The following is a 13,572-nucleotide window of genomic DNA, read 5'->3' as shown; positions in this document are numbered from 1 at the left end:
CCAGCCATGGTGACCCCTCACGACGCCGGGCTAGCGGTCCTGGAGCTGAAGGGCATCGGGAAAGAGTTCGGCGCCATTCGCGCGTTGCATGGCGTCGACCTGCGCGTTTCCCCTGGCGAGGTGGTCGGCCTGATGGGAGATAACGGCGCCGGCAAGTCGACGCTGGTCAAGATCATCGCCGGCAATTTCCCGCCAAGCCACGGCGAGATCCGCTTTGACGGCAAGCCGGTTCATTTCGCCCGTCCGATCGATGCCCGCGCGATCGGCATCGAAGTGGTCTATCAGGACCTCGCGCTCGCCGACAATCTCACGGCAGCGGCCAATGTCTTCCTCGGCCGTGAGCTCAAGCGCAAGCTTGGTCCGTTCGCCTTGCTCGACCACAAGGCGATGGCGGCGCGCGCGCTGGAGCTGTTCGGCGAGCTGCGTTCGGAGACCCGTCCGCACGACCTCGTCAGACAGATGTCGGGCGGCCAGCGTCAGGCGGTCGCGATCGCGCGGACGCGGCTCTCCAATGCCAAGCTCGTGATGATGGACGAGCCGACGGCCGCGATCTCGGTCCGCCAGGTCGAGCAGGTGTTAAGCCTGATCCATCGCCTGAAGGAACAGGGTGTCGCGGTGATGCTGATCTCGCACCGCATGCCCGACGTGTTCGCGGTCTGCGACCGCGTCGTCGTCATGCGCCGCGGCGAGAAACGCGCCGACAAGGCGATCGGCGACACCAGCCCCGAGGAAGTCACCTCCCTCATCACGGGAGCGAAGGAGGCTGCGTGATGGCCACGCCCCTGGAATCTCCCATCACCTTCACCAATGTCGGAAAAGCCAAATGGTGGCAGAGCGGCTTGTTTGCCTCGCAGACCGGCTACGTCCTGCTCGCGCTGGTGGCGCTGTTCGTGGTGATGAACTTCGCCAGCCCCTATTTCCTCACCGAGGGCAACATACAGAATGTGGCGAAGAATTTTTCGTTCATCGCCATCGCCACGCTCGGCGTGACCTTCGTCATCATCACGGGCGGCATCGATCTCTCGGTGGGCTCGATGATGTGCTTTTCCGCGATGATCACCTCGATGGTCATGACGCACATCTCGACACCGGGCATGCCCGGCGCGGACTGGTTCGTGCATCTGGCCGGCGACGGCAAGACCGTGATCGCCAATGTGCCCGGATTGATTCTACTCGTCTCGATCCTGGCAGGACTCGGCGTCGCGCTGATCGTCGGCCTCGCCAATGGCTTCTGCATCGCGGTGCTCGGGCTGTCGCCCTTCGTCACCACGCTCGGCATGCTCTCGATCGTGCGTGGCCTCGGCTACGTCGTCTCCAACGGCCGCGGCAGCTTTCCCAGCGGCCCCGAAGCCAGTTATTTCTACACGCTGACGTCGGGCGTCGTGTTCGGTATGCCCACGCCGTTCATCTACCTCGTCGTTCTCGCAGTGGCGATGGCGGTTGTGCTGCACCACACCAGTTTCGGCCGTCACGTCTTTGCCGTTGGCGGCAATGAGAAGGCGGCGGCGCTGACCGGTATTTCGGTCGTGCGGGTGAAGATCGAGATCTACGTGATCTGCGCGCTCGCGGCGGGTCTGCAAGGCATCATCATCTGCGGCTGGCTGGGATCGGCGCCGGCAAACATGGCGACGTCCTACGAGCTCAACGTCATTGCGGCCGCCGTCATCGGCGGTGCCAATCTCGCCGGCGGCGCCGGCGGTCCGCTCGGAGCCATCGTCGGCTGCGTGCTGCTCGAGGTGATCCGCAACGGCCTCGTGCTCGCGCAGGTCAACTCCTATTGGCAGCAGACTTTGGTGGGCGTGATCATCATCGCAGCGGTGCTGGTCGATCGCCTCCGCTCGCGCATGGCCTGACGAGTTCGTCCCCGGAGGATCATGAACGTTCGCCTATCCGTCTCCGGGAGCCGCTGATTTCGAGGAATAGGCACAATAAAAATGTGGAGGGAAGCAATGAGGAAGACACTTCTAGCCGCCGCGGTCCTCGCCATGATGGCGACGCCCGGCCTTGCCCAGAGCTACAAATTCGTGATCGTGCCCAAGGCGATGAACAATCCGTTCTTCGATTTCGCGCGCGACGGCTGCCAGAAGCGCGCCAAGGAGTTCGGCAACATCGAATGCATCTACAAGGGTCCTGTCGAACACGAGCCGGCGACGCAAGCGCAGATCATCCAGGACTTCATCACCCAGAAGGTGGACGGCCTCGCCATCTCGGTCGCCGACGTTGCCGCAATGACCAAGTCGATCGAGGCGGCGACGGCGGCCGGCATCGCCGTCATCACGTTCGACTCGGACGCACCTGGCTCGAAGCGGATTGCCTATATCGGCACCGACAACAAGGAGTTCGGCGTCGCGCTCGGCAAGCAATTGCTGAAGCTCCGGCCCGACGGTGGCAAATACGCGATGATCTCCGGCGGGCCGGGAGCGGCGAACCTCGCCGAGCGTGTCGATGGTGTCCGCGAAGCACTCAAGGGCTCGAAGTGGACCGAAGTCGGGGGATCGCCGACCTTCTGCAACGACGACCCTGCGCTGGGCGTTCAGCAGATGACCGATCTGCGCACCGCAACTCCCGACCTTGCTGCGATCATCCCGGTCGGCGGCTGGCCGATGTTCGCGCCGGAAGGCTTCAAGGCATTCGCCAGCAAGAGCAAGAAGGAGATCGACGCAGGCAAGTTCACGCTCGTCGTGGCCGACACCCTCCGGATGCAGCTTGAGCTTCTGAACGAGGGTTATGCCAATGGGCTGATCGGCCAGCGTCCGTTCGAGATGGGCGAGAAGGCGATGGATACGCTGCTTGCCATCAAGAAGGGCCAGAAGGTGCCGGAGATCATCCACACCGGCCTCGACGTCGTGACAAAGGACAACGTCGCGGCGATGTTGAAGTAGCAGCGTGCGCAGCGCGGCGTCACCTATTCGTGGAAAACTGCGGCTCAGCGCACAAAGTCGGGTAATGGGGGAAGGCTACCGCCTTTCCCCATACCAACCAAACCTACGATATCTGCCGGCGTGCCTTCTCGAGCATTGAGCGCGATGGTCTTCTGACCGGCAGCAGCCAGATCGGCCAGCCGCCGGCTGCGTCACCGTCATCCGAGGGGATCAGCCGCGCCAGCGGCGACGAGCCTTCCCGTTGCTTGAGAACATCGATGATGCGGCGCTTCAGTCACGAAGCCATTGCCGCTTGCTACATCGACTACGACCGCAGCCGCGGCCCGCCGAGGCGACGGACCACCGTGCGGCCAATAGCAGTCGCACAGTGCCGCAAGGCCAGCCTGAGGTCATTTTCGACCGTGCGAAGACTGACCTGCAGACGGGCCGCCACTTCGTGTGCCGTTGCGCCCTCGATCGAGATGCCCTGGAGCACGCGGCGAGGCCTGTCCGGAAGCTCGGCCAACGCGCATTTGAAGGCCACGATCTCGGAGCGCGCCTCGACCACCCTTGCGGCGTCGGGCTGATCGTCGCAGACATCCAGCAGCGTATCGACCTCGGATACACTGACGCGATAGGTCTGGGCTCTGTACCGATCCTTCGCGACATTGATGGCGATGCGAAAGAGATAGTCGGCCGGACTGCGAACCGGGACCGCGTCCGTGACCCGATCCAGCCGCAGGAATGTCTCGTGCAGAGCCTCGTGGGCGAAGTCTGAGGAGCCCAGGCGGCGCGTCAGCCTCGCAATGAGGGCGTCATAGTTCTGCACCAGCTGGTCACGCAGCCGAGCCTGGTTGGTATCAGCCACGTTCAGGGCCCCAAACTATTCCTCAGCGTGTCTCGAGATTCGCTCTTTCCTCCGTGGTGAGCGCCTGCCTTTGCGTTTCCGAAAGCGGACCATTGCCGACGAGCTGAAGCACGCTGTTCTGGTTGTAGCTGTGCTGATCTTGCCTACGCTTACGCCGCTTTTGTTCGTCCTCCTCAGGATCCGGCGCGGCGCCCTCGCCCCCACCATAGCCGAGCACTTCCACGATCACGACCGACGGCTGGTCATTGTTCTTTGGCGGTGGCGCCGCGGCCTGCTGGCTGGCGGCGGTGGTGTTCGACGCCGCCGTCAGTGCTGCGACCGGCGGCCCCTGCACCGTCGGAATGCCGGTCGAGGTGCCCTGCACCTGGATGTTGGCGGCATTGACTACTTGCAGCGCGGCGAGGTTGACGTTGCCCGAGACACGGATGCCAGCTTCGCCCGCATCGATGGTGCCGAGCGGCGCGATCAGGTCAACGTCGCTCGGCGGCGTCCCCGGAATGGGGGCGAGCGTCGCGATGCCGGCACCATTGGCCGGTGCCGCCGGCGACAGTTTGATATTGCCATACGCGTCATAGGTGCGCAGCGGCGGCGTATAGATCACCGTCGTCTTCGAGCCGCGGCCGGCGTTGATGTCGCCGATCGCCGACCACACCAGGATGTTGCCACCGAACGTGGTCATGATGCGGCTCTGGCCGAGCAGCACGCTGCCGAGCGAATACACATCGATATTGCTGTTCTGGCCTTGCGTGATCAGGCCAGCACCAGGACCTGGCGTCACGCCCTCGACCCCGATGATGGTCTGCCCGCCCGGATTGAGGATCTGAATGTCGCCGCCATACTGGGTGTTGATGCCGGCGTCGGCAACGTAGATGTTGTTAAAAATGTCCTTCGTGAGGCCGCTGAACATGGTGATCTTGCCCGAATAGGTCAGCGGATTACCTTGTGCATCCTGATCCGGGAACAGGGTGGCGATCGCATCGCGCCCACGCAGATAGCTGCCGTAGCGGCTGCTGGCCCTGTCGTTGTATTCGCGACCGCCGGCCGTCAGCTCGGCGTAGTAGATCTGCCGGACGAACACGCCCTGCTGCTCCATGGGCAGCGAGAGGAAGAACGCCAGCGCGTCGTCCTTCGTGCCGGTGAAGATGTAGGACTGGCCTTTGTAGGTATAGTTCTGGTCGGACGAGAAGCGCTTGTGCAGCCAGTTGTATAATTCGTCGGCGTAGGTCTTGGCGACCTTGCCGCTGCCGGCGAGCGGCGTGCCGTCGCCGGGAAGCTGGTTCGCTGCGTTGAAATACAGCTTGGCGAAATCGGTGTAGTCGGGGCCGTTGATACCGGTGCCTGCGATCGAGACGATACCCGCACCGCCCGTGGTGTTGGACTGACTAACGATGTCGCCCGCACTGACCAAGGAGCCGTAATAGCCCTGGTACAGGTTGCGGCCGGCTTGCAGTTGAAGCAGACCAGGGCCGAGAACGGTCACCGATTGATAGAAGATGTCACGGCCGGCCTGCATCAGCGAGATATCGTTCGGCCCATTGTTCAGGAGCGCACTGGGCACGGGACCGGTGCCGACGATATCGCGGCCGGCGATCACCTCGAAGGGCTTGGCGGCGATATACCAGGTGCTGTGGGTCGGATAGAAATACGCGCCGGCACTCGGGCTCTCCAGCTGCGCCTGGCCGAGGGTGAGATCGACAATGTCGATGCCGGCATAGACCAGGGCCGGCCGATCATCCCCTGCATGCAGGTTGGAGATGGGCGTGTCCTCGCCGAAAGCGATTGGACTGATGGGATTGATGCGATTGGCGGCGTTCGCCCACGCGTTGCTGCTGCCGGCGCCGCCGGTGCCGGTGGCAAAGACGGGATTGAACGGCGTCGCCAGCGTGCTCATGTCCGCGCCCGACATCGCCACGACCTGGCTCGTCCCGTAGACCGAGCCGGCTGCCAGCAATTCGAGTTGGCCGCGAGGCGACGGCAGCAGTTCGATTGTCGGCACTCCGCCGCCGGCCGCAGGCTCCATAAAGCGGATATCACCGTTGGCGGCTGCGACGATCAGCGTTCCCGGAAAGAAAGCCGTGCCGCTGAAGGAAACTCCGCTCAATACGGCCGCATCACCACCCGCCGCGTAGAGATCGATCGCGGTCGCCGGCGTCCACAATGTGAAGTTCGATTGCCCGCGGCTCATGAGCGTCGTAGTGCCGTCCGCGTTGCGTACCGTATACGCAATGCCGTTCAGATCGACTGGCGACGCCATGCCGGCGTCGCCCGCGCCGCCGAGCACGAGGTCGCCACGCGTCGTGATGCTGACACTGCCGTCGCCCGGGATGACGAGCGGCCCCGGCGTCTTGAGCGAGCGCTTGAAGACGTTGGGATCAACGGCGCGCGGATCGTACGAAACGAAATAGGATGGCCAGGTGTTCGGGGCCAGCGCGCCGACCGACCCGGCACTGACAGTGGTGTCGCCACGCAGGTTGGTGATCGAGCCGAAATAGTCCGGCACCTGACCCTGACCGTTAGGTGTTGTTGGCACCACCGGATTGAGTCCGCCGCCAATCTTCACGACCAGATTGCCGCCACCGGTCTCTACCAGCGTGCCATTCGGCAGAATACGGCCGGTCGAGGCGACCGCCAGGTCGAGGCCGGTCGAGCCGTTGCCTGTCACGCCGGCATTGCCGCCCGCGATCACAGTCAGGTTGCCGCCACCGAGCGTGCCGATGCCCTGGAAGCCGATGAGCTGCTGGTTGTTGCTAAATGGGCCGGTCTTCGCAAGCGAGCCGAAATTGATCCACCACGCAGCCGGATCGGCAGAGACGCCACCGCCTTGCAGCCGGAGCCAGTTGGCGGTGAGATTGGAGTCGGCGAACCGGGTGTTGTTGTCCGCGATCTGGAGATTGCCGGTGATATCCCGTTGCGCAGTGATCAGGAGGTCGCCGCCATGCTCGGGGTACCAGGCGTGCGAGTTGCCGCTGCTGGTGACACCGACAAGATCGTAGGGATTGCTGCCGTCGGCCGCCAGGATCGGCGCCGCCTGGGTGCCGGCCGTAAAGACGCCATATGGCGTGGCCTCGCTGAAGCTGCCGCCGGCCAGCAGGTCGAGACTGCCGGTGCCGGTGCGCAGCACGCTGAAGAACGTGCCGTTGCGCGACGAATTGTAGGCCGGATCGCTTAGCGTCAGGTTGCCGCTCCCATTGAGTGCCTGTGTCGTTTGCAACGCGCGTTGGTCGGCGGCGGCAAGATCTGCGCCGCTCACGAGCCGGATCGACGCGGAGAGCGACCCCGGCGCCAACATCTGGGCTCCGGCCGCGGTGCCCGGAGCCGCAGGAATTGCAGGCGTCGCCACAACCGCAACGGTCGGCATGCTGCCGGGCTCAAACGCGAACCCAGAGCTGTTGCTGGCACTCAGTATCGTACCGGCGGGAATCGTATCTCCGGGGTTGTAGGAGTTGTTATTGGTATCGACCAGTGGGCCCCAGAAGTTGTTGATCCACCAATTGTAGAAGTCGTCGTTCGGAACCGTCCAATTGCTCACGACGTAAACGTCAGTCTGACCGTCGTACCAGTAGGTGTAGCCGCTGAATGAGCGCTGGGTGAAGTACGGGCTGTTGGTGACGTCGAAGATCCTGATGCTCGCCAGCGCTCCCGGTGATGATTTGAATCCGTCCGAGATACTTCCCTTGACCGTCACATTGCCGCCGGCCCGGATCACGAGGGCCATCGGCTCGCCGGCGCCGTAGGTTGCCGAATTCGGATTGCGATCAGCGCCCGCGCCGTAGCGATATTGGGCAAGATCGATATCGCCGGAGGTCGAGAGGTCGCCGCTCGATGTGATCTGGACGCCCGGCCGCAGATGGTAGGTGCTGCCATACGCGGACAGACCTGCGACGCGCGCCGCCAAACCCGCATTGCCCAATGCGGCGTTGATGAAGGCCGTGCTCGCGGTGTCGTAGCCGTCGAGCGTTGTCTGGGTGATGGTGCTTCCGCCCGGCAGGTCATAGGTCCAGAACGCGTTGAGCGCGATACTGTAGGCGCCTTTGATGTTGAGCGGACCCGCTGCGTTGATGGCGATGTCGCCCGAGGTCTCGCCGGTGCGCTGTGCGTTCAGCACCACGTCGCCATAGGCAACGCCGTTCGGCGCGGTAAGATTCATGGTGGCGCCAGATGCCAGCGTGAGCGCGCCGCCTGCCGCGGTCAGCTCGATATGGCCGCGGTTCCTCGCCTCGATCGGCTGGCCGTAGCTGTCGACCTGCAGCACCGTGCTGTGAACATCGAGCACGGCGGTCGGCGCCAGCGCGAGCCCATTGCCGGCCGAGAGCCGGATGGTGCCGGGTGCGGCACCGGACGCATCGATGGTGCCGACGACGGTGAGGCTGCCGTTGTCGGTGGCGACCGTGACGTTGCTTGCCTTCACACCGTCGCCGATGACGAGATCGCCGTTCCTGATATCGAAGGCACGCGCGTCGAAGAACCCGCCCTGGGTCAGCAGAGCGTTGAGCGCGGCGAAGTCCGAACTCGAAAGCGTGCCGCTGGACACACTGAAGTCACCGCTGGCGTAACCACCCGTCGCCGCGCCGTTGAGCGCGCCTCCCAGCGTGACCCGACCGTTCGCCGCAGCGATGCTGATCGATCCTGCACCGGCGTTGGTCGCGGAGACATCGATCATGGAGCCAGCAAGCTGCGTCAGGCTGCCCTGTGCGCTGTTGAAGATCGCAGTGCCGCCGAAGCCATAGACGGTCGCCGTCTGAATCGTTGACGGCCGACCACCGAGGTCGATACGGCTTGCGCCGCCGAGTGCGATATCGCCCGTCGCGTTGACCACGAGCTTGCCGCTCGGCAACAGGATCGTGCTGTCGATCCCGACGCTGCCGCCGGTCAGGTCGATCTCGGCGCCGGCCACGGTGGACCCGGCTGCGCTTGGCGCAATACCCGCGGGCGCGACGACATTGAGCGCGCCGCCAGCGGAATAGGCCATGATCGACTTCTGCGCGCCGGTCAGCAGTGGCGTCGTCAGCGTCAGATTGCCGCCGCTGCCGCTCTGGCCGAATACGGCAGCGGGATCAGCGCTCGGCGACTGGTAGACGAACAGCTTGCTGTTGCCGGCCGAGACGATCCTCGAGTTGGCGGCGATATTGACGTTGCTGAAGCCGTAGATCACGCGGCTCGCGGTCGTTGCGTCGAGCGAGGCAAACCGGCCGAAGTCAATCTCGTCCGCGACGAAATTGAGGATGCCGGCTCCGGTGCCCGGCCCGCCTGCGGCGATCGCCGGCGGGATCGCCCCGCTCACGCCATTCCACGTGATCTTGTTGGCGGCGATGGTGGAGCTGTCGCCGGCTGCGCCGTAGCCATAGATCGCCGAGGTGTTCAGCACCAGATTGACACCGCTGCCGGTGGCATCCAGACCGGCACCTCCGAACAGATTGATGGAATTCGCCGCAGACAATGTGATGGTCTTCAGCTCCGGCGCGCCATGCAGCGGATCGCCATGGAGAAGAGTGTTGAACAGCGTCTGATCGAACATCAATCCGGCGGGTGCGCCGGCCGCGGCCACGGTCGCGGCGTCGCCGATATTGATGGTGCCGACCGCGAGCGCGATGTTGCTCGACCCGAAATGGGCGGTCGGATCGATCGCGGAAGCGCCGTTGGTCACGAACGCCAGCGTCCCTTCGGAATAGAGCGACGAGCCGGCGCCGATGGTAATCGAACCGTTGCCGACATTCGAGGGAAGGAAGTTGACGTTACCATTGGACAGCGCCAGCACTGTGAACTGGCTGACCGCATAGCTCATGCCCGTCGACACGGAATCGAACGGGACTGCGCCCTGTCCGATGGTGCTGAGCGTCACGTTGTTACCGACGCTGATATTGTTGCCGATAAAGAACATCTCCCCAGCGGAAAGGGAGACGCCATCGCGGATGAAAAGATCATGACCGTAGGGCTGATTAAGGAACAGCGCGCCATTCGAGATGATGACGGTTCCGTTGATCAGGAGACGTGGCGCCTTGAGCGCATTGAGATCGGCGGCGTCGACCGAGGGACTGGAAAATCCCTGGGTCGGCGCGTCAGCATAGATTTCGCCGACATTCAGCAACGCCACCTGGCCGGCGTTACCGCCCTGCGTACCCTGAAACAGCGCGGTGCCGTCGAATGTGAGCACAGGTTCGATCGGGGTGGCGTTCGGCCTCTCGAACATGATCTCGAGCGTCTTGCCGTCGCTCGGCAGCAGCGAACGCACGCCGCCGAATTGCGCCACGTTGGCAAGCAGGAAATCGCTGTAGCTCTGCTCGTTGAATTGCGAATATTTGCGGACCGAGGTGCCCGCGGTGATCAGCGCCGTCACCGGCAGGCTGTCCTTGATCGCGGTGTTGGCGATGCCGGTGGTGACCGAAGCAGCGTAGGTGCCGTTGCCGATTGTGAGCGGGCTGCCGACCGGCGTCGTGGTGCTGCCGCCGAGTTCGACACGGTATGCGCCGGGCAACAGCGCGTAGTTGGACGGCAGCAGTGTGTACGTTCCCGCCGGCAGTCCCGGGACACCGGACGGAATGGTGACCTGTTGACCAATCGCAGGATCGCCGGCGCCGTTTTCGGGCGCGATCGGTGCGTAGCCCGAACTATAGCCAGGGAGGATGGCATAGACCTTGTCGCTCGCCTTGCTGACGGGAGTCGCAGGGTTGGCGTTGACGAGCGGCGTGTTGATCACGTTGACCGAGCCGCCGCGTCCGGACACGAAACCAGCGCCGGCGAGCGTGCCGCCACCCGACAAATCGAGGATCGCGCCGCTCGCGACGTTGATCGACTGCCCGTCCAGGATGATGCCGGATTGCGGCCCGTTATTGTTGAAGTTGGTGAGGCCGATCGCACGGATGCTGGTGCCGTTATACGTGTAGGTCACCCCGTCGATCGTACCGCCGTAGGGGATGGTCAGGCCTGCCATCGAAACGGAAGTCAGGCTGCCGGGCAGCAGATCAACGTGTGGCGTGTACACTGGCCAGCCCAGGCCGAAGGTCAAAACACCGAGCGGTGCGCGAACGATGCCGCCCTGCTCAATCACCGGCGCCTGGAACGCGAGCTGGCCGAACACGGAGAGCGGAGCGTCCGGAATCGCATCGGTGGTGCGTCCGATGGTGAGCGTCGTCGTCGGATCGGAATTTCCACTGCCTGCGATGACGGTGGCAACGGTGTTGGTCGCGGGATAGACCTGCGCGGCGAGCAGTTCGAGATTGCCGCTGGTCGACAACTGGGTTGCGACAACCCCGGGCATCGACAGGAAGCGGATGTCGCCCTGGCTGACGAACTTGGTCGTGAAGAATCCCGGCCCGAACTGGTTGTTCGGTGCCCTTGCTGAGAACTGGATGAGACCCTGGATGTCGATCTGGTTTGCGTCGGCCTCGAACGTGGCTGATGTCGGCAATGCCGCGCCACCGGGATTACGGATGCTGGCGCTGACGGACCCATCGGGGACGACGGCCGTCGCTTCACGAAACAGGATGTAGGGAGCCGACACCTTCACGTCGCCGATGGTGGCCGGCATCGAGGGATCGATCGGTCCGGACACCGGGGCCCCCGATGTGAACGCCGCTGCCGTCAGCGTCAAGCTCCGGCCCAACGAAAGGGACACGTTACCGGAGAACGCCATGTAGTCGCCGGACGTCAGCGTCAGGCTGTCGAACCCGCCGGCCTTGACCATGTCGACGCTCACGGTCGCCTGGCCGAACGCCAGATGCGACGCGGCCGTGCCCGGGGCGATGCCCTCCGGCAACGAGGAATCCGGACGCGCCTGCACCACGGTCATCAGGCTCGGAACGACCACATTGGCCGACGTCACCAGTTTGGGGAAGTAATTCCCGTCGAAGTTCGGCGTAGTGAGCGCGATCGACAGGCTGCCGCCGGAGGCGCCGGCTCCGCCGGAGAGGGCGTGGACATCGCCGTCGAGATAGAGACCGCTCTGCGATGACAACGTAATGGAGCCGCCATTCGTTGTGACCATCTGTGGGCGGCTTGACGAGGCCGCACCGCCTGCCGCGAAATCGATCGCGACCTGCGTGCCATCTGCATTGAGCTCGGCGCCCGGACGCACGACCACGAAGGCACCGCCACCATTGATGGTGATGGAACCGCCGTCCGTCGCCTTCCCGAATAGATGTCCTGATGTATCGGACGCCTGATAGGCCAGGCCCGAGACATCGAGTTTGGCAGCGGCATCGACCCAGATCGAAATGCCGCGACCGTTGCCGCTCAGGTCGAAGTTGAAGCCTGTTCGCACCGGCGAACCGTAGGCATCATTGACCAAATTGATGCTGCCGCCATGCGCGGTGAGGTTACCGAACACGCTGATCTGACCGAAGGCATCGAGCGTGATGCTCTGGCCCGGATCGACGCTGACCGAGGCGCCGTCGCCAACCACGATCGCGCCGCCAGTTGTGGGCTTGATGAGCGAACGCAGCGTGAGGCTCGCGCCGCCGCGCTGGGTCACGGTGGCCTTACGCGGATCCCCGGTGAACAGCGGCGGGGTCCACAGCTCCAACGCCGACGACGGATCGGTGCCGGCCGGTGCCGCATAACTGCTAGTTGTGAACCGGTAGACCGGCATCGCGGCCGCAAGCACAGTGTTGTTGGCCACCACAACACCCAGCCCGCCATTGATGTCGTAATTGGAGAAGCCGGCGGTGAAGAACGCGGGATTGAGCGATGGCGCGGGCTCGACGGCGACGGTTTGCGGTATCACCCCGCCGACCGGAATAGTGCTGCCGACCGGGTAAGTCATCGGCGTTGATTGAACCGACCCAGCTGCGTAGGAGATCTGGTAGGGCAGGACCGGAAGGCCGTTGGGAAAAACTTTCGATGGAAAGACTGTGCCGGCCGGAATGACATCACCGGTGTTGCCTCCGAGATTAAAGGCGAAGATGGTCGAGCCCGCCGGCAACACGGATCCCGAGCCCCAATACTGCGTGCTGCCGTTCACCCGTGTCTGCACCAGGATTCCGGTGGGAACAGTCCAGTCCGCGCCGGTCGGCACACTGGGCACACCCGCGCTCCGGATATCGACCGGGGTCGGCACGTCATAGACCAATGAGGTGAAGGTGAGCGTTAGCGGCACCGGCAGCGGCTGCCCCGCCGGGATGGTGAGCGGTTGGGCGAACTTCAATGCGACCGGCGCCGGCGTGCCTGCGGGCAGCACACCTCCGGCAAGTTCGGCGTTTTCGCCGATCAGGATGTTGCCGGGCGTCGAGATCGTCAGGGTGCCGCCGCCAGTGACGCCCCAGGCGCGGATCGCACCATCGAGAACAAGATTTCCATCGCCCGGCGTTCCGGCATTCTGCTGGGTGTGACCCGCGAGAATCGTGACGTTGCCGCCTTTGCCGCCTTGCGTCTTGCCGTTAGGGAGGACGGCTCCGCCGGAGGACACGTCGATTGCGCTGCCGGCGGCGAGCGTGACGTTCTGAACAGAATCGAAGGTGACGTTACCTCCGTCGAGGAAGGCCAGGCCCGACACGCTGCCCGGATTGGTCTGCGCGTTAACCCACAGGCCGCGCGTATCGATGACGGCGCCGGATTCCAGCGTCAGGGCCGCACTCCCAGCCGCGTTTGTCAGCGCAAACGTGCCGGTTGCGGCATTGAGGATGTTGCTGACGAGGACGCTGCCGGAGCGCGCGATGATGTCGGCTCCGATATCGACGGTCGGAGCGATCAGCTTGACTTGCGCGCCCGATGACAATTGCAGCGGCGCGTCGATCGCGATCTTGCTGGCGGTGTTGATGTTGAGGCCGCCGAGGCCGAAGCTATTCAACGCCGGTGCATCGAACCAGGCCGTGTTGACGCGACCGGCCGGCAGCGCCGAGGTCGGGTCCA

5 protein-coding genes are annotated in these 13,572 nt (G+C 64.1%); 3 read left to right on the top strand and 2 right to left on the bottom strand.

Annotation, left to right across the window (positions count from 1 at the left end; translation table 11 throughout):
• The first annotated feature begins 6 nt into the window (after positions 1-6).
• From Q0030_RS29185 to Q0030_RS29175, 3 genes are all read left to right on the top strand, one after another.
• Complete coding sequence (locus Q0030_RS29185) at positions 7-771, top strand: ATP-binding cassette domain-containing protein (protein WP_298375043.1); 765 nt, start codon at positions 7-9, stop codon at positions 769-771.
• Positions 771-1,853 (top strand): ABC transporter permease, encoded by a 1,083-nt coding sequence (locus tag Q0030_RS29180; protein WP_298375041.1) that lies wholly within the window; start codon positions 771-773, stop codon positions 1,851-1,853. The genes Q0030_RS29185 and Q0030_RS29180 overlap by 1 nt, the downstream gene beginning before the upstream one ends.
• Before the next feature lie 96 nt (positions 1,854-1,949).
• On the top strand, positions 1,950-2,882 hold the full coding sequence (locus tag Q0030_RS29175) for a sugar-binding protein (RefSeq protein ID WP_298375039.1): 933 nt from the start codon (positions 1,950-1,952) through the stop codon (positions 2,880-2,882).
• Between the two features lie 304 nt (positions 2,883-3,186).
• Here Q0030_RS29175 and Q0030_RS29170 read toward each other — a convergent pair whose 3' ends face one another.
• The gene (locus tag Q0030_RS29170) at positions 3,187-3,729 is read right to left on the bottom strand and encodes an RNA polymerase sigma factor (protein WP_298375036.1); all 543 of its coding nucleotides are present in this window, start codon (positions 3,727-3,729) and stop codon (positions 3,187-3,189) included.
• A gap of 22 nt (positions 3,730-3,751) precedes the next feature.
• Positions 3,752-13,510, bottom strand: a complete 9,759-nt coding sequence (locus Q0030_RS29165) for a filamentous haemagglutinin family protein (RefSeq protein WP_298375034.1) — start codon at positions 13,508-13,510, stop codon at positions 3,752-3,754.
• Positions 13,511-13,572: the final 62 nt, after the last annotated feature.

The sequence above is a fragment of the uncultured Bradyrhizobium sp. genome (assembly GCF_947648125.1).
Taxonomy (GTDB): Bacteria; Pseudomonadota; Alphaproteobacteria; order Rhizobiales; family Xanthobacteraceae; genus Bradyrhizobium.
The sequence above is the reverse complement of the archived record's forward strand: the minus strand, read 5'-3'. Positions and strand labels throughout refer to the sequence as shown.

Bases quoted from the DNA above. Each gene is read 5' to 3' on its own strand.
- Q0030_RS29185 (WP_298375043.1), top strand. From the start codon at position 7: ATGGTGACCCCTCACGACGCCGGGCTAGCGGTCCTGGAGCTGAAGGGC.
- Q0030_RS29180 (WP_298375041.1), top strand. From the start codon at position 771: ATGGCCACGCCCCTGGAATCTCCCATCACCTTCACCAATGTCGGAAAA.
- Q0030_RS29175 (WP_298375039.1), top strand. From the start codon at position 1,950: ATGAGGAAGACACTTCTAGCCGCCGCGGTCCTCGCCATGATGGCGACG.